This is a genomic window from Streptomyces sp. NPDC001970, assembly GCF_053594115.1.
Genome location: NZ_JBSFDW010000001.1, coordinates 349893 through 368205 on the forward strand (window position 1 = coordinate 349893; position 18313 = coordinate 368205).

Annotated in this window: 18 protein-coding genes; 6 read left to right on the plus strand and 12 right to left on the minus strand. The window is 71.2% G+C overall.

Going from position 1 to position 18313, the window contains the following annotated elements; all coding sequences use genetic code 11:
- Position 1 precedes the first annotated feature (1 nt).
- The 8 genes from rpsC to rpsJ are packed head-to-tail and all read right to left on the minus strand — an operon-like array spanning position 2 to position 4353.
- Complete coding sequence (rpsC, locus tag ACWCP0_RS01685; RefSeq protein WP_451076863.1) at positions 2-835, minus strand: 30S ribosomal protein S3; 834 nt, start codon at positions 833-835, stop codon at positions 2-4.
- Positions 835-1182 (minus strand): 50S ribosomal protein L22, encoded by a 348-nt coding sequence (rplV, locus tag ACWCP0_RS01690; protein WP_004571827.1) that lies wholly within the window; start codon positions 1180-1182, stop codon positions 835-837. Before rplV ends, rpsC begins: the two co-directional genes overlap by 1 nt.
- A gap of 52 nt (positions 1183-1234) precedes the next feature.
- Positions 1235-1516 (minus strand): 30S ribosomal protein S19, encoded by a 282-nt coding sequence (gene rpsS / locus ACWCP0_RS01695; protein WP_240135349.1) that lies wholly within the window; start codon positions 1514-1516, stop codon positions 1235-1237.
- A gap of 12 nt (positions 1517-1528) precedes the next feature.
- Positions 1529-2365, minus strand: a complete 837-nt coding sequence (gene rplB / locus ACWCP0_RS01700; protein WP_451076864.1) for a 50S ribosomal protein L2 — start codon at positions 2363-2365, stop codon at positions 1529-1531.
- A 40-nt stretch (positions 2366-2405) separates the two neighbouring features.
- The gene (gene rplW / locus ACWCP0_RS01705) at positions 2406-2729 is read right to left on the minus strand and encodes a 50S ribosomal protein L23 (RefSeq protein ID WP_451076865.1); all 324 of its coding nucleotides are present in this window, start codon (positions 2727-2729) and stop codon (positions 2406-2408) included.
- The gene (gene rplD / locus ACWCP0_RS01710) at positions 2729-3379 is read right to left on the minus strand and encodes a 50S ribosomal protein L4 (protein ID WP_266381576.1); all 651 of its coding nucleotides are present in this window, start codon (positions 3377-3379) and stop codon (positions 2729-2731) included. The genes rplW and rplD overlap by 1 nt, the downstream gene beginning before the upstream one ends.
- 7 nt (positions 3380-3386) lie before the next feature.
- A complete protein-coding gene (gene rplC / locus ACWCP0_RS01715; protein WP_351226566.1) occupies positions 3387-4031 on the minus strand; it encodes a 50S ribosomal protein L3 in 645 nt (214 codons plus the stop codon).
- 13 nt (positions 4032-4044) lie between these two features.
- Entirely contained in the window at positions 4045-4353 is a 309-nt protein-coding gene (rpsJ, locus tag ACWCP0_RS01720) for a 30S ribosomal protein S10 (protein ID WP_003948644.1), read from the minus strand.
- A gap of 841 nt (positions 4354-5194) precedes the next feature.
- Here rpsJ and ACWCP0_RS01725 point away from each other — a divergent pair.
- Both ACWCP0_RS01725 and ACWCP0_RS01730 read left to right on the plus strand, forming a co-directional pair.
- Entirely contained in the window at positions 5195-5434 is a 240-nt protein-coding gene (locus ACWCP0_RS01725; protein ID WP_451076866.1) for a hypothetical protein, read from the plus strand.
- On the plus strand, positions 5413-5724 hold the full coding sequence (locus tag ACWCP0_RS01730; protein WP_451076867.1) for a hypothetical protein: 312 nt from the start codon (positions 5413-5415) through the stop codon (positions 5722-5724). The genes ACWCP0_RS01725 and ACWCP0_RS01730 overlap by 22 nt, the downstream gene beginning before the upstream one ends.
- 70 nt (positions 5725-5794) lie before the next feature.
- Here the strand turns inward: ACWCP0_RS01730 and ACWCP0_RS01735 are convergent, their stop codons facing one another.
- Together ACWCP0_RS01735 and ACWCP0_RS01740 are read right to left on the minus strand one after the other, a co-directional pair.
- A complete protein-coding gene (locus ACWCP0_RS01735; protein WP_451076868.1) occupies positions 5795-6211 on the minus strand; it encodes a hypothetical protein in 417 nt (138 codons plus the stop codon).
- 31 nt (positions 6212-6242) lie between these two features.
- A complete protein-coding gene (locus ACWCP0_RS01740) occupies positions 6243-7481 on the minus strand; it encodes an amidase domain-containing protein (protein ID WP_451076869.1) in 1239 nt (412 codons plus the stop codon).
- 427 nt (positions 7482-7908) lie between these two features.
- Here ACWCP0_RS01740 and ACWCP0_RS01745 point away from each other — a divergent pair, with 427 nt between their 5' ends.
- From ACWCP0_RS01745 to ACWCP0_RS01755, 3 genes are all read left to right on the plus strand, one after another.
- Entirely contained in the window at positions 7909-8757 is an 849-nt protein-coding gene (locus ACWCP0_RS01745) for a helix-turn-helix domain-containing protein (RefSeq protein ID WP_451077011.1), read from the plus strand.
- A gap of 88 nt (positions 8758-8845) precedes the next feature.
- The gene (locus tag ACWCP0_RS01750) at positions 8846-10516 is read left to right on the plus strand and encodes an RNA ligase family protein (RefSeq protein WP_451076870.1); all 1671 of its coding nucleotides are present in this window, start codon (positions 8846-8848) and stop codon (positions 10514-10516) included.
- Positions 10517-13507, plus strand: coding sequence for an RNA repair domain-containing protein (locus tag ACWCP0_RS01755; RefSeq protein ID WP_451076871.1), 2991 nt, complete (start codon positions 10517-10519; stop codon positions 13505-13507). It begins immediately after the preceding gene.
- Here ACWCP0_RS01755 and ACWCP0_RS01760 read toward each other — a convergent pair.
- Complete coding sequence (locus ACWCP0_RS01760; RefSeq protein WP_451076872.1) at positions 13467-14432, minus strand: phenylalanine 4-monooxygenase; 966 nt, start codon at positions 14430-14432, stop codon at positions 13467-13469. The genes ACWCP0_RS01755 and ACWCP0_RS01760 overlap by 41 nt on opposite strands.
- A gap of 225 nt (positions 14433-14657) precedes the next feature.
- Here ACWCP0_RS01760 and ACWCP0_RS01765 point away from each other — a divergent pair, with 225 nt between their 5' ends.
- A complete protein-coding gene (locus ACWCP0_RS01765; protein WP_451076873.1) occupies positions 14658-16931 on the plus strand; it encodes a PIG-L family deacetylase in 2274 nt (757 codons plus the stop codon).
- Between the two features lie 92 nt (positions 16932-17023).
- On the opposite strand, the gene tuf is transcribed toward ACWCP0_RS01765, so the two are convergent.
- The gene (gene tuf, locus ACWCP0_RS01770) at positions 17024-18217 is read right to left on the minus strand and encodes an elongation factor Tu (RefSeq protein WP_351226582.1); all 1194 of its coding nucleotides are present in this window, start codon (positions 18215-18217) and stop codon (positions 17024-17026) included.
- Positions 18218-18313 lie beyond the last annotated feature (96 nt).

The window sequence follows — 18313 nt, forward strand, 5'->3', positions numbered from 1 at the left end:
GTCAGGCCTCCGTTCCGGTGCTCTCAGCAGCCGGAGCGGCGGGAGCGTCGGCCTTGGGGGCCTCGGCTGCCGGCGCGGACTGCTGCGGCTTACGACCGCGACCGCCACGCTCGCCACCGCGGCCACCACGGCCGGCCGGGCGGTCAGCGCCGCCACGGGCCGGGCGGTTGCCGGCGCGGGCAGCAGCGTTCTCGGCGCGGACCTCGGCGATGTTCTTGACGTCGCCCTTGTAGATCCAGACCTTCACACCGATGCGGCCGAAGGTCGTCTTGGCCTCGAAGAAGCCGTAGTCGACGTTCGCGCGGAGCGTGTGCAGGGGCACGCGGCCCTCGCGGTAGAACTCCGAGCGGGACATCTCGGCGCCGCCGAGGCGGCCACCGCACTGGATCTTGATGCCCTTGGCGCCGGCCTTCATCGAGCTCTGCATGCTCTTACGCATGGCACGACGGAAGGAGACGCGGGAGGAGAGCTGCTCGGCGACGGCCTGGGCCACCAGCTGAGCGTCCACCTCGGGGTTCTTGACCTCGAGGATGTTCAGCTGGACCTGCTTGCCGGTCAGCTTCTCCAGCTCGCCACGGATGCGGTCGGCCTCGGCGCCACGGCGACCGATGACGATGCCCGGGCGGGCGGTGTGGATGTCGACGCGGACGCGGTCGCGGGTGCGCTCGATCTCAACCTTCGAGATACCGGCCCGCTCCATGCCCTTCGTCATCATGCGACGAATGGCGACGTCTTCCTTGACGTAGTCCTTGTACAGCTTGTCGGCGTACCAACGGGACTTGAAGTCCGTGGTGATGCCGAGCCGGAACCCGTGCGGGTTTACCTTCTGGCCCATTACCGGGTTCCTTCCTTGCTGCTGACGACCACGGTGATGTGGCTGGTCCGCTTACGGATCCGGTAGGCACGGCCCTGGGCACGCGGACGGAACCGCTTCAGGGTCGGGCCCTCGTCCACGTACGCCTCGCTGATGACCAGCGAAGAGGCGTCGGTGTGGTCGTAGTTGTGTGCAGCGTTGGCGATGGCGCTGTCCAGCACCTTGCCAACCGGCACGCTCGCGGCCTGCGGGGCGAAACGCAGGACCGCCTGAGCCTCCGTGGCGTCCATGCCACGGATGAGGTCCACCACGCGGCGGGCCTTCATGGGCGTGACGCGGATGTACCGCGCCTGGGCCCTGGCTTCCATGGTTGTCCCTTCAGTGTCTGACACGTTCGTCATAGTCGGTTTCACCCCGCTACTAGCGGCGCTTCGACTTCCGGTCTTCCTTGACATGGCCTCGGAAGGTGCGGGTCGGCGCGAACTCGCCGAGCTTGTGGCCGACCATCGACTCGGTGACGAACACCGGGACGTGGGTCTTGCCGTTGTGCACCGCGATCGTGTGGCCCAGCATGGCCGGGACGATCATCGAGCGACGGGACCAGGTCTTGATGACGTTCTTGGTGCCTGCCTCGTTCTGTACGTCCACCTTCTTGATCAGGTGGTCGTCGACGAAGGGCCCCTTCTTGAGACTGCGCGGCATCTGAACCCGCTCCTAGCGCTTCTTGTTCGTCTTGCGGCGGCGGACGATGTACTTGTTGCTCGCCTTGTTGCGATCCCGAGTACGCATTTCCTTCTTGCCCCAGGGCGACACCGGGTGGCGACCACCCGAGGTCTTGCCCTCGCCACCACCGTGGGGGTGGTCGACCGGGTTCATCACGACACCACGCACGGTCGGGCGGATGCCCTTCCAGCGCATACGGCCGGCCTTGCCCCAGTTGATGTTCGACTGCTCGGCGTTGCCGACCTCGCCGACAGTGGCGCGGCAGCGGACGTCGACCAGGCGGATCTCGCCGGACGGCATACGAAGGTGGGCCATGGAGCCCTCCTTCGCCAGCAGCTGCACGGAGGCACCCGCGGAGCGGGCGAACTTCGCGCCGCCGCCGGGCCGCAGCTCGATGGCGTGGATGGTCGTACCGACCGGGATGTTGCGCAGCGCCAGGTTGTTGCCGGGCTTGATGTCGGCACCGGGGCCGTTCTCGATCCGGTCGCCCTGGTTCAGGCCACGCGGGGCGATGATGTAGCGCTTCTCGCCGTCCGCGTAGTGCAGGAGCGCGATGCGCGCGGTGCGGTTGGGGTCGTACTCGATGTGCGCGACCTTGGCCGGAACGCCGTCCTTGTCGTGACGGCGGAAGTCGATCACCCGGTACGCACGCTTGTGGCCGCCACCCTGGTGGCGAACAGTCATGCGTCCCTGGTTGTTACGGCCGCCCTTGCTGTGCAGGGGGCGGACCAGCGACTTCTCCGGCGTGGACCGCGTGATCTCGACGAAGTCGGCGACGCTGGAGCCACGACGGCCCGGAGTCGTCGGCTTGTACTTGCGGATACCCATTTCTCAGTCCTCGTCCGATATCGGACGATCCGGACCGCCCTTAGGCGGTCGGACCGCCGAAGATGTCGATTCGGCTGCCCTCGGCAAGGGTCACGATGGCGCGCTTGGTGTTGGCGCGCTTGCCGAAACCGGTGCGGGTGCGCTTGCGCTTGCCCTGACGGTTGATCGTGTTGACCCCGGTGACCTTGACCTGGAAGACCGCCTCGACGGCCTGCTTGATCTGGGTCTTGTTGGCGCGCGGGTCGACGACGAACGTGTACTTGTTCTCGTCCAGCAGCGCGTAGCTCTTCTCCGAGACGACCGGCTTGATCAGCAGGTCGCGCGGGTCCGAGAAGGTCTTGCTGGTGACGACGGCCTCAGTCATCAGGCCTCGCTCCCTTCGGTCTCAACGGCCTTGGGGCCAGACACGAAGGACTCGAAGGCGGCCTGGGTGAAGACCACGTCGTCGGAGACGAGCACGTCGTACGTGTTCAGCTGGCCCGGCTCCAGGATGTGCACCTGGGGCAGGTTGCGGGCGGACAGCCACGCGGCCTCGTCGCTGCGGTCGACGACCAGGAGCAGGTTCTTGCGCTCCGAGATCTTGCCGAACAGCGTCTTGGCGGCCTTGGTGGAGATCCCGCCCTCGACCACGCCGGAGACGACGTGGATGCGGGAGTGACGGGCCCGGTCGGTGAGGGCACCGCGCAGGGCGGCGGCCTTCATCTTCTTCGGGGTCCGCTGCGAGTAGTCACGCGGCACGGGGCCGTGGACGACGCCACCGCCGGCGAACTGCGGCGCACGGGTCGAACCCTGACGGGCGCGGCCGGTGCCCTTCTGGCGGTAAGGCTTCTTGCCACCACCACGGACTTCGCCGCGGGTCTTGGTCTTGTGCGTGCCCTGACGGGCAGCGGCCAGCTGCGCGACGACGACCTGGTGGATCAGCGGAACGCTGACCTTGGCGTCGAAGATCTCCGAGGGGAGCTCGACGCTACCGGCCTTGTCGCCAGCGGGCGAAAGGATGTCAATGGTGCTCATCGTTACCTCAGGCCCCCTTGGCCGCGGTACGGACCAGGACGAGGCCGCCGTTCGGACCGGGAACCGCGCCCTTGATGAGCAGCAGTCCCTTCTCCGCGTCAACGGCGTGGACGGTCAGGTTCTGGGTGGTCACACGCTCGTTGCCCATGCGACCGGCCATGCGCATGCCCTTGAAGACACGGCCCGGAGTGGCGCAGCCACCGATGGAACCGGGCTTGCGGTGCACGCGGTGCGCACCGTGGGAGGCCTTGCCACCACGGAAGTTGTGACGCTTCATGACACCGGCGAAGCCCTTGCCCTTGCTCTTACCGGTGACGTCGACCTTGATGCCCGCCTCGAAGGTCTCAGCGGTGATCTCCTGGCCGAGCGTGTACTCGCCGGCGTCGGAGGTGCGGAGCTCCACCAGGTGGCGGCGCGGGGTCACGTCGGCCTTGGCGAAGTGGCCCTTGAGGGGCTTGTTCACCTTGCGCGGGTCGATCTCGCCGAAGGCGATCTGGACCGAGTCGTAGCCGTCGGTGTCGTTGGTGCGGACCTGGGTGACGACGTTGGGGCCGGCCTTGACGACGGTGACCGGGACGACACGGTTGTTCTCGTCCCAGACCTGAGTCATGCCGAGCTTCTCGCCCAGGATGCCCTTGATCTGCTTAGCCATCTCGCGCGTCACCTCAGAGCTTGATCTCGATGTCGACGCCCGCCGGCAGGTCGAGGCGCATGAGCGAGTCAACCGTCTTCGGCGTGGGGTCGAGGATGTCGATGAGGCGCTTGTGCGTGCGCATCTCGAAGTGCTCGCGCGAGTCCTTGTACTTGTGCGGCGACTTGATGACGCAGTACACGTTCTTCTCAGTGGGCAGCGGCACCGGGCCTGCGACCGACGCACCAGTGCGGGTCACCGTCTCGACGATCTTCTTCGCCGAGGAGTCGATGACCTCGTGGTCGTAGGCCTTGAGCCGGATGCGGATCTTCTGTCCCGCCATGGCTACTTCGTAGTCCTGTCTGTCTCGTAACGCTCTGGAACCCGGTGTTACCAGCCTTCTCCTCCGACCCACGCGGTCGGGCGTGTCGCACTCCCGCTATGCAGATATCCAGTGACGGATTCCCTGCTCGAGGGGCTTGCGAGTCGCAGAAGAGACCGCGTGACCGAGGGCGAAGGCCCACCGGATGCCTGGTCGGCGCCCCGCTGACGCTTCCCGGAAGATTCCCGTACGTCCGCCCCAGCGCTGCCGTGAGGCAGTTGGGGCGACGAGTACTGTGGGACTCGCTTCCGGTCCTCCCGGCGGGAGGCGCGCAGCATCGGCACTCAACCGAGCAACCCGGACAGTCTGCCATACGGGGCGGCAGGGGCGCCAATCGAGCCGAAGACATTACCCCGCGGGGGTTGCGTGTCAAACCGGGGCGCGCGTAAGGGCCGGTCACGTGCGGGCCGTCGCCGCGCCGGATCCTGATCGGGGCTCTCGATCACACGCCGCCGAAAATGGCTCCTGTCCCTATTACCCGGTTCCCGGCGGAGACAAGGGCTCCAAGCTTCCGAGGTCAGGTCAGCGGAGCAACGAGGCATCCCGGGGGCGGGCGACATGAGCGCAGTGACCGAGAGCCGCACAGCAGACGTCCCGGACACCGTGCCGGCCCCCGGCCCCTGGTCCCTGGCCCCTGGCCCCTGGACAGTAGGTAACCGTGCGTAACCGCACCTGGGTGGTCGCCGACGTGACGCGGTCCGCCCTCGCCTCGGACGATCCCACCCGCGCTGCCGACACACCCCCCACCCACCTATAGAGCTGATGTCGGTCGAGTCCGAACGCCCGCGACGAGGAGCTGCGGGTGGTGCGGATGCCGGAGCAGGCAACAGCGGTGCTCGACAGCCGTGAGCTCCCCTCCCCCGCGAACGGATTCGACGAGCCCGACCGGCTGGACGCATTCCCGGACGCCGTGCGCTGGGGCGCGGTCGCCTCGGCCGACAAGACCGCCCTCCAGGCCCCGTTCCGCTCCGGCATGGAGCGCCAGGACCACCACTGGACCCGGTGGTCCGTGCCCTGTCGATGTCGCGGACCGATCTGCTGATCGCCGACGACGTCGGCGTCGGCGTCGGCGTCGGCGTCGGCGTCGGCGTCGGCGTCGGCGTCGGCGTCGGCGTCGGCGTCGGCGTCGGCGTCGGCGTCGGCAAGACGGTCGAGGCTGGTCTGGTCACGCAGGAGCTGATGCTGCGGCTCCGGGCCAGGACCATGCTGATCGTCTGCCCGCCGGTCTCACGCTCCACCGCACGGATCGTGGCCTTCCGCGACCTCTCCGGGCGCCGCGGCCGGACGGCACCGGGTGGGTCTGACGAGGTCACCCGGCGGGTCGTGCCGTGACGGACGGAGGCCCGCGCGTTCCCCTCCGGGATCGCGCGGGCCTCCTGTCATCTGCTTGCCGACGCCTGCCTCATGTGGGCGGTGTGGTCCCCGCCGCGTTCGACGGCGTCGGAACGACGCCCGGCAGCGGGGTCATCACCCAGTGCTCGTCCTCCCAGGTCACCGTCTCGGTGACCCGGACGGACCGATTCTCGGCACCGGCCGTGCCGGCCATTTCGACCTTCCACACCCCGGCGAACTCCGAGGTCCGGTTCCACCGCACGTCCCAGTCCTGCCCGCCGTACGCCTGGATCCTGGCGCGGGCGTCCTCCGAGCCCTTGGGGTGGGCATCGAGCAACCGCGCCAACCCGTCCTCGTCCGACTCGTTGAGGAACTCCACGTACTCACGCAGGAAGCGGTCCTGGTCGGCCAGATCCGGTGACTTCGACGCATCCGCGGACCCGCCTCCACCGCACGCGGAGAGCAGGATCACGCAGAACGCGGCCATGAACAGCGCGGCGAGGCGCCGACCGGCGTTGTCAGGTGCGGAAGGCGTAGTACGTCGCCCTCGGATTGGACGCAACAATGCTCGCCACCGACTTCCGGTACGTGTTGGTCGAATGGTAGGTCAGGTAGGGAACTCCACCACTCTTGTAGGTGGTGATCATGGAGTGGTCCTTGGACCCGTTGTTGCTGAAGTCCATCTGAAGAATGTCCCCGATACCCAGCTTGTACACGTTGTCCAGATTGTAGGCGCGATCGCTGTACAGCGCGAAGGAAGCCCAATAGTTGACGTTGACCCAGGACGTCGTCTGATTCGAGGAGTTGTACCACCAGTTCTTGTAACTCTTGTACCAACCGGTGTCGTTCTTCCATCCGCCCGCCCGCAGTGACTGGCTGATGAAGTTTGTACAGTCCCCGCCGACATCGTTGAACTTGCGATAGCTGGAGTTGTAGTTCTTCCAGTACTTCTCCGCGTACTTCGCCATGGCGCTGTAGTTGTAGCTCGCCCGGGCGGCGGCCTTGGCCTGCATCGGAGCGGCGGGCTTGACGGTGCCGGCCCGTGTTTCGACGGGTGCGGGCCCGTCGGTCTCGGGCGTGCCGCCCTCGTCGATCGGTCCGTCCGCCGTGCCGGCCGGCGCGGACCCGTCGCTTCCCTGAGCCGGTTCCGTCTGCACCGCGTTGACGGCTGCCGGCCCTCCCTCGTCGAGGGAGGTGATTCCCGTCAGCTGCCAACTCCCGTCCGCGCCCGCGACCAAGGTCAGCTCGTGCCGTGCCTGAAACCCGGTGGTCGGCGGCTCGTCCCCGCGGATCTTCTTGTACGTGAGCATCGTGGTCTCGGTGACCTGCGCGGTCGCCCGGTCGCCGTCCACACGCACTTCGTCCACGGCGACCTCGGTGTCGGCGGCCGTGTACGCCTCATGCAGCGAGGCGAGCCGTGCCCTGCGGTCTCTCAGGACGGCGGCCGCAGCCTCCTCCTTGTGTGCGGTACGGCTGGTGACGTGCACATCGCCCGCCAGTGGCAGGGCGGCGACACGGCGGGACGCCTGCGCCCCGTCCAACAGGGCCGACGTCCGTCTGGTCAGAACGGCGTCGGCGAGTGCTGCGAAGTCGTCGCTGGTCGCCTGATCCACCGTACGGTCGGCCGCTGCCGTGGCGTTCCCGGTGCCGCTCGCCGCGCCGCCGGTGGCGCTCGCGGCCGCGGTCGGCGGCAGGACGCCCGCCACAGTGATGGCGAGCGCGACTCCCACGACCCGTTTCAGTCTGATGCTTATCACTACGAATTTCCCCCAACTGTGGTCACTCATCGACCACTTGAGGCAACCATGACATCAGCTGCCCCTTTGCGTGCAGCCTTTTTCTCACCGAATTTCCGGAATGCTCGGTTCAGAGTTGGACCGCGGCGGCCGAATTCGCACGGAACCGCAGGTAACCCCAGGCCGCACCGGATCGTGGCCCTCCGCGACCCGGTGGACCGCGACCCGGCGTCCCACGACACAAAAAGAGAAAAGAACCAGGGAAAGACCTTCCCAACCCCTCCAGCCTCCCCGTCACCCACATGGGTGGACTGCGCCAACTCGGCTGGATTCGCGATGGGTTGGCTGGCATATGCTCGCCGCGACAACCCCAGACATGCGTCGGCCCCCGGCCGGGACTGGCATCCCGATCGAGGGCCTGACCACCGAGGAAGTAGACCTCTTCCCGATGGCTCTTCAGCACCTTAGCGCGCCCTCGCGCGTCCAGTCCTCCGTTCGCCGGCCGACCGCCCGATCCGGTGTCGTCCACGTCAACGTGAAGCACGCCGGCCGCTACACGGTCGTCGGCAACCACCTCGCCCAGCACCGCGAGTTGAGCCTCGTCGCGATCGGGCTCGCCGTCCACATCCAGTCGCTCAAGGCCGGGGCAGAGGTCACCATCAAGTGCTTCGCAGCTCGCTTCCCGGAGAGCGAGGCGCGCATCGCCGACGCCATGCGGGAGCTGGAGGCCGCCGGATACCTCGCGCGACCCTGCGAGCGCCTGGCCAACGGGCGGCTCGTCACGCGCGTCGTCTCGTACAACCGGCCGGGGGCGAGCCCCGCCCCGCATCCGCCCGAGCCCATGCCGGAGCGGGAGCCGAAGCCGAAGCCGGCATCGGAGCCCGAGCCCGAACCCGCACCTCGCGGCGCGCCCCCGCCACTCCCCGCGCCGCAGTCGGACGACCCGGCCCGCCGAGCGACGGCCACCGCCCTCCTCACCGACCTGCGCCGGGACCACCCCCGCCTGCTCCTCGCCGAGCAGGACGTACGCCGCCTCGCCCCGGCCGTCGAGGCCTGGCTGGACCGGGACACCACCCCCGACGCCGTACGCCGCGCCCTGACCGCGAACCTCCCGCCCGACCTGCACCACCCAGCGGGCCTGCTCGCCCACCGCCTCACCGCGCTACTGCCGCCACCCCTGCCCAGCACCCCGCCGACCGCGCGCCCGGACCCGCTCCAGACCTGCGATCGCTGCGACCGCGCCTTCCGCGCTCCGGAGGCGGGCCATTGCCGCGACTGCCGACCAGGCCTCTCGTAGGCGCGACGCACCACTTATTCGTTCGATCGCCGATCCCTCGTGCTCCTACAGTGACCGGGCACGTCATCGTCACCGGGGGCCGATCATCATGCGGGCACATCAGCCGCGCACGCACTATCCGCGCACGCCGCATCTGCCGTGGTCGCCCGGCGCCGCCGCCGACGACACGCGGGTCGTCGATCTGTCGGGGCTCGTCGGCCGCGAGGTCGTGGTCACCGAGAAGCTCGACGGCGAGAACACGACGCTGTACGCCGACGGGCTGCACGCGCGGTCGCTCGACTCGGCGCACCATCCGTCGCGGGCCTGGGTGAAGGCACTGCAGGGGCGGATCGGGCACGGGATCCCGGCCGGGTGGCGGATCTGCGGGGAGAACCTGTACGCGCGGCATTCGCTCGCGTACGAGGAGCTGGAGAGCTGGTTCTACGGGTTCTCGGTCTGGGACGGGGCCGGGCGGTGCCTGGACTGGGACCGGACCGAGGGGTTCCTGCGAGGGCTGGGGGTTCCGGTGCCGGCCGTGCTGTGGCGGGGGGTTTTCGACGAGAAGGCCCTGCGGGGGATCAAGCCGGAGACCGCCCGGCAGGAGGGGTACGTCGTACGCACCGCCGACGGCTTCCCGGCGGACGAGTTCGCGCGGCGGGTCGCCAAGTGGGTGCGGCCCGGGCACGTGCAGACCGATACGCACTGGATGCACTCCGCCGTGGTGGAGAACGGGCTCGGCCCGGCCGCCGCGATGTGGGCCGTGCGGTCCGGGGCCGTGCCGGACACCTCCGCCCTGCTGGAGGCGGTCGGTGTGCCGGAGGGGGACGAGCGGGCCGCCGCAGAGGTGGCCGGCCGCATCGAGCGGACGGGGGACGCCCGGCTCGCAGGGGTGCTGGCCGCGCTGCTGCACCGCAGCCGCCGGGGTGCGCTCGCCGGGCGGCTGGCCCGGACGCTGGGCCTGCCGCTCGCGCGGCAGGTCGCGGACCTGGTCGGGCTGCACGCCGGGCTGCACCGCCCGTACCCCGACGAGGACCGCAGGTCCGGACTGGTACGAATGGCGTACGCCGTCGACCTGGACGTGCTGCACGCCGTCGCCGCCGCCGCCGCACCCGACGCCGAGGCGCGCGAACAGGTGGAGTGGTCGGCGCTGCACGCCCAGGAGGCCGGCCCACTGGACGGGCTGCGCGAGGCCTTCGCGGACCTGGCGGCGGACCCTGCCGACCGCTGCCGGGCCGAGGCACGGGCCGCGTTCGCGCACGGCCGGATCCGGACCGCCGAGGAGGCGGTCGCGGCGACCTGGCGGTGGCGGTCCGGGGAGTTTCCCAAGCTGATCCACATGGTCGGCCCGTCGGGCAGCGGGAAGAGCTCCTTCGCGCGTGGCCTGCCGGGTGTCGGCGCGCACGTGTCGCTCGACGACCTGCGTGCGGCCCGCGGCTCGCGCGCGGACCAGCGGGCCAACGGTGAGGTGCTGCGGCAGGCCCTCGCCGCGCTCGACACCGCACTGGCCGAGGGTGGCACGGTGGTGTGGGACGCCACATCCCTCAACCCGCACCAGCGTTCCCTGGTGCACGCGGTCGCCCACCGCCGCGACGCGCTCGTCACGCACGCGGTCGTGCTGGTCGACGAGGACGAGCTGGCCCGGCGCAACGCCGGCCGGACGCACCCGGTGCCGGCCGAGGTGCTCACCGCGCAGCTGCACCGGTTCGTCCCGCCGTACCCGGGTCAGGCCCACCGCACCTGGTACATCGGAGCGGGCGGGACCGTCGAGGAGGAGGCGTAGGTGCGTACGAGCGAGGAGATCTACCACCGGGTCCGCTGGGATCCGCGCTTCGACCCGGCCCGCTTCGTGATCGGGGTCAACCAGCGCGGCGCCGCGCCCAAGCGGATGATGCTGGACGACTTCGACCCCGGCGGCGAGATCCCGTGGCACCGAGTGCTGTTCTTCGAGGCGGACGGCGAGCTGGTCTGGGACCGGTCCACCGGCGTGGACCGGATCGACGCCACGGACGCGGGGCGGGTGCGGGATCCGCGCCGGCTGCGGGCGCCGTTCTTCGCGGCGAGGACGCCGTACGTGTGGGACGCGGCGGGCGGCTGGGTCCCGGCAGCGGAGCCTCGCGGCGTACCGGCCACCGCCGGCCTGCGCGTACTGACCTGGAACACGCTCTGGGACCGGTACGACAGCGATCTCATCGACACCGCCCGGCGCCGCCCTCTGCTGCTCGCGGCGCTGCGCGACGCCGACGCCGACGTCATCGCGCTGCAGGAGGTCGAGGCGGAGCTGCTCGCGCTGCTGCTGGAGACGGGGTGGGTGCGCGAGGCGTACACGCTGGGCACCGACCCGGGGGGCAGGGACGTGGGCGACTGCGGGCTGCTGCTGCTCAGCCGGCTGCCCGTCCGGGAGGCCGGGGTGCACGTCCTCGGCCCGCACAAGGCCGTCACGGCCGTCGTCGTGGAGACCGGGGCCGGGCCGGTCGTGGTCGCCGCGACCCATCTGAGCAGCGATCACTCCGAGAACGGGGCGGTACGGCGGGACGCCGAACTGACGCAGCTCGCCGAGGGGTTGGCGGGCGTCGAGGGCGACGTGGTCCTGCTCGGGGACTTCAACGAGGGCGGGGACGGACCGGAGACGGCGCTCGGGATGCGGGACGCCTGGAGTGAGGTCCACGGCCTCGACGACCGAACGCCCACGTTCGACCCGGGCGTCAATCCGCTCGCCGCGGTCTCGTCCCTGTCCGGGCGGGCGTCCCGGCTGGACAGGGTGCTGCTGCGCGCGGACGGGCTGCGGGTGGACGGCGTCACGCTGACGGGTGACGCGCCAGGCCCGGACGGGCTGTACGTCTCCGACCACTACGGCGTCGAGGCCGACCTGAGCCTCGACAGCCGTGACGGCGTCGGCATCGACACCGGTCCCGGCCTCGGTCCCGGCCTCGGTCCCGGCGAAGCGCCCGCGGGCGTCCTCGACGCACGGCCGACGCCCCGTACGGCGGTGGCGTGGCTCCCGCCGCCCGAGCTCTGGCCGCCGATCCAGGCCGTCCGCCGCGACCACGACCCCCAGATCCGGCGCTGGCCGCCGCACGTCAACGTGCTCTTCGGCTTCGTAGCGGAGTCGGACTTCGATGCGGCGGCTCCGCTGCTGGCGGCCGCGGCTGCGGGGGTGGCTCCCTTCGCGGCCCGGCTGGACGGCGTCCACAGCTTCGGCCACCGGGACTACGCGACGGTCTGGCTCGACCCGGCTGCGGCGGGCGAACAGCCGTGGGCCGACCTCCGGCGCGCCCTGGAGCAGCGCTTCCCGCGCTGCCGGGACCGTCACCACGGCTTCACGCCGCACCTGAGCCTCGGCCGCACCCACGACCCGCACGGGCTGGTCGCCGAATGCGAGTCCCGGCTCGGCGGACCGCTGCACGCCCACGTCGACGAGCTGGTCCTGCTGTCACGGCGCGGCGACGAACCGATGCAGGTGCGGGCGACGATCGCCCTGGGCACGGGCGAGGTGCGGTGGGCACGGGAGGAGGGCGACGGCGACTTCGACCTGGGCCCGGCCGCCTGCGCCCCGCCCACGAACGACCCCGCCGCCTGCGCCCCGCCCACGAACGACCCCGCCGACGGCCCGGCCCGGGCGACGGCCGAAGACACGGCGCCCGGCGCCGGCCCCGCCGCCGAGGAGGCGGCCGAGGAGGCGGCCGAGGAGGCGGCCGATGACGGCCACGCCCGAAGGGTCGCTCAGCGCGTGGCCGACGCGCTGGCCGACGGGGTCGTGTATGTCGTCGGCTCGCGGCGCATGGGCTGCGCGTTGCCGGGCGCGGATCTGGATCTGGTGGCGGCGCTGCCGGGTGGGACCGGGGTCGCGGAGGTGCGGGCCCGTGTCGAGGCCGCACTGCCGGAGGCCACGGACGTGCGGGAGGTGGTCGGGGCAAGGGTGCCGGGGCTGCGGCTGCGGGTCGGCGGGCTCGGCGTGGACCTGGTGGTCGTCGCCACGGGAAGCCTCGACCCCGCCGAGGCGGTCGCTCGCCGCACGGCCCTGGGCGAGGCCGCCGCGATCGCGCTCGGCGCGGTCAGCGACGCGGATGCCGTACGCGCCGCGGCCGGGGCCCACCGTGCCGCGTTCGCCCGGCTCGCCGGTGAGGTCAAGGCCTGGGCGAAGGTCCGCGGTCTGGACTCGGCGCCCTTCGGAGGGCTGCCGGGCCTGGCCTGGTCCGTGCTCGCGGCCCGTACCGCCCGCGAGGCCGGTGAGCTGCCGCCCGACGAGTTGCTGCGTCACTTCTTCGCGACCTGGGCCGTACGGGACTGGAGCGAGCCGGTCATGACCCCGACCGAACCGGTCCGCTCCTGCACCGACCAGCTCGGCCCCGGCGGCCGGGACCGCCTCACCCAGGAGCTCTACCGGGCCTGGGAAGTCCTGGAGAAGGCAGCGGAATCCGCCGCCACCGCCCGGACTGCCACCCCCTGGCCGGAGCTGCTGTCCCCGCCGCCACTGCACCGCCGCCACGCGGCCTGGGCGGTCGTGACCGTCCCCACAGGCCCCGAGGAGGGCCGGGTACGGGGCCGTGTCCGCGCCCTGCTCACCGCCCTGGAAACCGCCGGGGTGCCGGACGCCCACGCCTGGCCTCGCCCGTTCGCGTCCGGCCCGGCCTCGGCCAGGTACGCCGTCGGCCTCGGCGCCGCTCCCCCGGACCCGGCCCGCCTCGCGGAGATCACCGAGCGGTGGCTGCGGGGCCTGACCGGGACGACGGTCACCTGGGCGGCGTGCGGCGAGGTTCCGAGCCTGCGCTGACTCCGACCGCCGCCGCCCCGGCGGCAGGCCGGCCCATGAACCCCCGCTGCCGCAGCGACGGAAGCCCCAGCCTGGCCGCCGTCTCCTCGTCGAAGGTGTCGAGGAAGCCGTGCAGGGTGTCGGCGAGGTGCTCCAGTGACCGCGCCCCGAACAGGAAGGGCTGGTAGCCGGCCACCTGGTACGGCACGCGGGCCATGTCGGCGATGTCCCACGGCAGGATCCGTGCCAGGTGCAGCCGGTCGAGCACGCCGTACGAGGAGAGCAGGGCCGCGCCGTACGCCTGCACGCCCCGCGGTCCGGCGGCGATGACGCCGTACTCCAGGGTGAACCAGTACACGCGGCTGATCAGGTCGAGGGCGTCGTCACTGTCCACCCTCGCCGCGGCCGACCCGAACAGGCGGTAGAGATCCGCGAACCACGGTGACGCCAGATGGGTGCCGTGGCCGAAGACGTCGTGGATGACGTCGGGTTCGGGCGTGTAGAGCGGCATCGCCGGGTGGCGTACGTACTGCACCGCGTGGAAGTAGTCGCGTGCCATGGACCCCAGGAACCGCTTGTTCGGCACGATCCCGCCGGCCAGGGTGAAGGCGAAGCCGGTCAGCTCGCGCAGCCGGAAGCCGACCTCGGCGTGCTGGGGCACGTGGTCGGACGGGATCGGCGCCGACTCGCGGGCCTCCAGGACCTCGCGCGGAACCCTGCCGCGGTGGGCGACGAGGAGCGCGGCGTGGACCCTGCGCCAGGTCCCGTGTTCCTCGTCGGTGTACGTCACATGGGGCGAGGGGTCGCCCACCCGGTGGCCGCGTGCGAGCTCCACGAGGGCGCCCCGCCGCCGGAGATAGCGGGCGCCGCTCATGCCGGGGTGCCGGTCGGCCGGGCCGAGGCCCCCGTCCGGCGTCACGGGTGTCCGGGCGAGCGGATCGGCCATGCCCCCATCATGATCCACTTCGTCGGGCCCGCCCCGCCTGACGCGCCGGGCCGGACGGCGCCCGACATCACCCACAACGTCCGGGCAACCCGGCCCGTCGAAAATCCGTCTAGCTGATCGCGGAAAGGCGGCTCGACCAGCCGCTCCTCCGCGCCTGGGGAGATCACGGTACGCAGACGGGGGCCATGCCCGCCCGCTGCGGGGGAAGCGGACGGAGCACGACAAGTGAACGACAGCGCTGCGCGAAGCATGCCCGCGCACGCCCTCCGGGGTGCGCGGGACTCCGCATCGACGCCGGACGTACGAGCAGGTGAGCCCGGCCCGGGCCCGGCCTCCTGGGCCGAGACCGCCCTGCCCGAGGAGCCCGAGGCGCGGGACCCGGCAGCGGACGGCCCCGTACCCGGCGCACCCGCCGCACCCGGCGCCCGCCGGACCGGCCGCACGCACCCCCGCCGCCGCTCGGTCGTCGCCGCCACCGCCGCACTCGCCGGTGCCGCACTCGGCGCCTGCTCGGTGCCCGCGCCCCGGCGGCCCACCCCCACCGCGGACCCCGCGCCCGGCATCCCGATCGCCGGCACGCGCCGCGCGCAGCTGATGCAGATCCTGGCGCACCCGGACGACGACCTGTACTTCATGAACCCGGACACCCAGCGGATGCTGGACTCCGGCGTGCCCCTCGTCTGCGTGTACGTCACCGCCGGCGAGCACAACGGCAGGAACCGCATACCCGGGGACCGGAACGTCCCCGCCGACCGCCCGGCCTACTCCTCCGCCCGCCACCAGGGCCTGCGGCAGGCGTACGCCGCCCTCCTCGGCCTCGACAAGTTCACCGGCTGGCAGAAGGGTGTGACCACCCTGCGCGGCGACCACCGCGCCGAGATCAACACCCTCACCGACGGCCACCGCCGGGTCGAGCTGATCTTCCTCAACCTCCCGATGCACACACCCCGCCGCTGGGAGGCCCTGCCGAGCCTCTGGCACGACCGGGCGCTCGGCCTGCACACGGTCGTCGCCGCGGACTCGCCGCTGCGCAGGACGGTCTCGTACGACCACGACCAGCTCATCGACGTGCTCGTCGGGCTCATGGAGCAGTACCGGCCGACCGTGATCCAGACCCTGGACCCGGACCCCGACATCCAGCACAGCGACGAGGCGACCCGCAAGCGGGACAGCGAACAGCCCGGCTACTCGGACCACGCCGACCACACCGCCGTGGCGTGCTTCAGCTGGGCCGCGATGGTGCGCTGGGTCGCCGAGGCGACGGAGGACGGCGGCCGGGTGCCCGGGTTCGTGGCCACGGCGTTCCGCGGCTACTACAACCGGCACTGGCCCAAGAACCTCCCGCCGGCGGTCCTGCGGGAGAAGGCCGCGCACCTCGTCCCGTACGGCGGCGACCCCGACTGGGACTGCGGCAACCCGTCGGGCTGCGGCGACTACAGCGTGGGCGGCACCCGCCCGCTGACGAACAAGAAGGGCTGGGTCCGCTCGACCCACCACCGCTACCCGGGCGCCCGCCCCGTCCTCGTCACCGAGGCGGACGGACGGCTCGCCGCGTACGGGGTGCTGGGGCTGCGGGCCGTGCGCTGGCGCGAGACCGGCCCGGGCAGCGGGCGGTGGGGCCGGCCGGACGACCTCGGCGGCGGGCCGCTCGCGCCCGCGCTGGGCTCGGCGGCGCTGAAGGACGGCAGGCAGCTGCTGTTCGGGCTGCGGTTCGCCGCGCTCGGCGGCCACGGCGGGGCGAACCGGCGCGAGGTGGTGCTGCTCGAACAGCGCACCGTCGGCGGGGGCTTCGCGGCCTGGACGGGGCTCGGCAATCCCGAGCGGGACGACGACCGGGGCCGCCGCATCGGCGTACCGGTCGCGGTGACCGCCCCGGACGGACGCGTCCACCTCTTCGTACGCAACGCGGACAAGGGCCTCAGCACGCGGGTGCGGGACACGGACGGGCGCTGGGACACCTGGCGCGATCTCGGCGGCGCCGAGATCCAGGACGGGCTCACGGCGGTCGTGGACGGCGCCGGGCGGGTCCATGTCTTCGGGGCGGGCCATGACACCGTGCACCACTGGGCGCAGGACGTCCTCGGCGAGGAGATCACCTTCGAGCGGGACGGCGGCAGCGGCCTGCCGGCCCCCGGCGGTCCACTCGCCGCGCTCCCGACCGACGACGGCGGAGTCGAGGTCTACTACCGCAAGCCGGCGGCCCCGGCTCTGATCGCCGTACGGGCCGGCGGCTCCCCCGCCCGGCCGCGCAAGGAGCACTTCGACGGCTACGGCGCCGTGAGCACGGCCGCCGCGCCGAACGGGCCGGTGCTGCTCGGCAAGGACCTGCGGGGACGCGTACAACTCCAGGTCGACGGCGGGATCGTGACGCGGCGTCAGGGAGTGGAGGCGCTGGAATTCCCGGCACTCCGGCTGGGCCGCTCCGGCGCGACGGCGGTCGGCATGGGGGTGGACGCTCACCCGTGGATCTGGTACCCGGAGGCCGCCACGGCGAGCTAGGACCTGACGAGGACCGAGCAAAGAGGCCCCGCACCTTCCGGTGCGGGGCCTCTCACATGGTGCTCGCAGGAGCTACCAGGTCAGATCGGCAATCACTTGCTGATCTTGGTGACCTGGCCGGCGCCGACGGTCCGGCCACCCTCACGGATGGCGAACTTCAGGCCCTCCTCCATGGCGACCGGCTGAATCAGCGCGACCGTCATGGTGGTGTTGTCGCCCGGCATGACCATCTCGGTGCCCTCGGGGAGGGTCACGACGCCGGTCACGTCCGTGGTACGGAAGTAGAACTGCGGGCGGTAGTTGTTGAAGAACGGGGTGTGACGGCCACCCTCGTCCTTCGACAGGATGTAGGCCTGGGCCTCGAACTCGGTGTGCGGCGTGACCGAACCCGGCTTGATGATGACCTGGCCGCGCTCGACGTCCTCGCGCTTGATGCCACGGAGGAGCAGACCGACGTTCTCACCGGCCTGGCCCTCGTCGAGCAGCTTGCGGAACATCTCGATGCCGGTGACCGTGGTGGTGGTCTTCTCCTGCTTGATACCGACGATGTCGACGGTCTCGTTGACCTTGAGGACACCACGCTCGATACGACCGGTGACGACGGTGCCACGACCGGTGATCGTGAAGACGTCCTCGATCGGCATCAGGAACGGCTTGTCGACGTCACGCTCGGGCTGCGGGATCGCCTCGTCGACGGCGTCCATCAGGTTCAGGACCGACTGGCCCCACTCCTTGTCGCCCTCGAGCGCCTTGAGCGCCGAGACCTTGACGACCGGCAGGTCGTCGCCCGGGAACTCGTACTCGGAGAGGAGCTCACGGACCTCGAGCTCGACGAGCTCCAGGATCTCCTCGTCGTCCACCATGTCGGCCTTGTTCAGGGCGACGACGATGTACGGAACGCCGACCTGGCGGGCCAGGAGCACGTGCTCCTTGGTCTGCGGCATCGGGCCGTCGGTGGCGGCGACCACAAGAATGGCACCGTCCATCTGGGCAGCACCGGTGATCATGTTCTTGATGTAGTCCGCGTGACCCGGGCAGTCGACGTGCGCGTAGTGACGCGACTCCGTCTGGTACTCGACGTGCGCGATGGAGATGGTGATACCGCGCTGACGCTCCTCAGGAGCCTTGTCGATCTGGTCGAAGGCCGAGGCCTCGTTCAGGTCCGGGTACTTGTCGTGCAGCACCTTGGTAATGGCGGCCGTGAGGGTCGTCTTACCGTGGTCGATGTGACCGATGGTGCCGATGTTGACGTGCGGCTTAGTCCGCTCGAACTTCGCCTTCGCCACTGGGGTCCTCCTGTGGAGTGGTTCTGTACGCCTTACTCATCGGCGCCAGGGTGATCTTTGCTGGTGGTGCCGGCCGTCGGGGCGAGCCTCACGGGT

Coding starts and splice junctions, on each gene's coding strand:
- rpsC (WP_451076863.1), bottom strand. CDS start 835: ATGGGCCAGAAGGTAAACCCGCACGGGTTCCGGCTCGGCATCACCACG.
- rplV (WP_004571827.1), bottom strand. CDS start 1,182: ATGGAAGCCAGGGCCCAGGCGCGGTACATCCGCGTCACGCCCATGAAG.
- rpsS (WP_240135349.1), bottom strand. CDS start 1,516: ATGCCGCGCAGTCTCAAGAAGGGGCCCTTCGTCGACGACCACCTGATC.
- rplB (WP_451076864.1), bottom strand. CDS start 2,365: ATGGGTATCCGCAAGTACAAGCCGACGACTCCGGGCCGTCGTGGCTCC.
- rplW (WP_451076865.1), bottom strand. CDS start 2,729: ATGACTGAGGCCGTCGTCACCAGCAAGACCTTCTCGGACCCGCGCGAC.
- rplD (WP_266381576.1), bottom strand. CDS start 3,379: ATGAGCACCATTGACATCCTTTCGCCCGCTGGCGACAAGGCCGGTAGC.
- rplC (WP_351226566.1), bottom strand. CDS start 4,031: ATGGCTAAGCAGATCAAGGGCATCCTGGGCGAGAAGCTCGGCATGACT.
- rpsJ (WP_003948644.1), bottom strand. CDS start 4,353: ATGGCGGGACAGAAGATCCGCATCCGGCTCAAGGCCTACGACCACGAG.
- ACWCP0_RS01730 (WP_451076867.1), top strand. CDS start 5,413: ATGTCGCGGACCGATCTGCTGATCGCCGACGACGTCGGCGTCGGCGTC.
- ACWCP0_RS01735 (WP_451076868.1), bottom strand. CDS start 6,211: ATGGCCGCGTTCTGCGTGATCCTGCTCTCCGCGTGCGGTGGAGGCGGG.
- ACWCP0_RS01745 (WP_451077011.1), top strand. CDS start 7,909: ATGGCTCTTCAGCACCTTAGCGCGCCCTCGCGCGTCCAGTCCTCCGTT.
- ACWCP0_RS01750 (WP_451076870.1), top strand. CDS start 8,846: ATGCGGGCACATCAGCCGCGCACGCACTATCCGCGCACGCCGCATCTG.
- ACWCP0_RS01760 (WP_451076872.1), bottom strand. CDS start 14,432: ATGGCCGATCCGCTCGCCCGGACACCCGTGACGCCGGACGGGGGCCTC.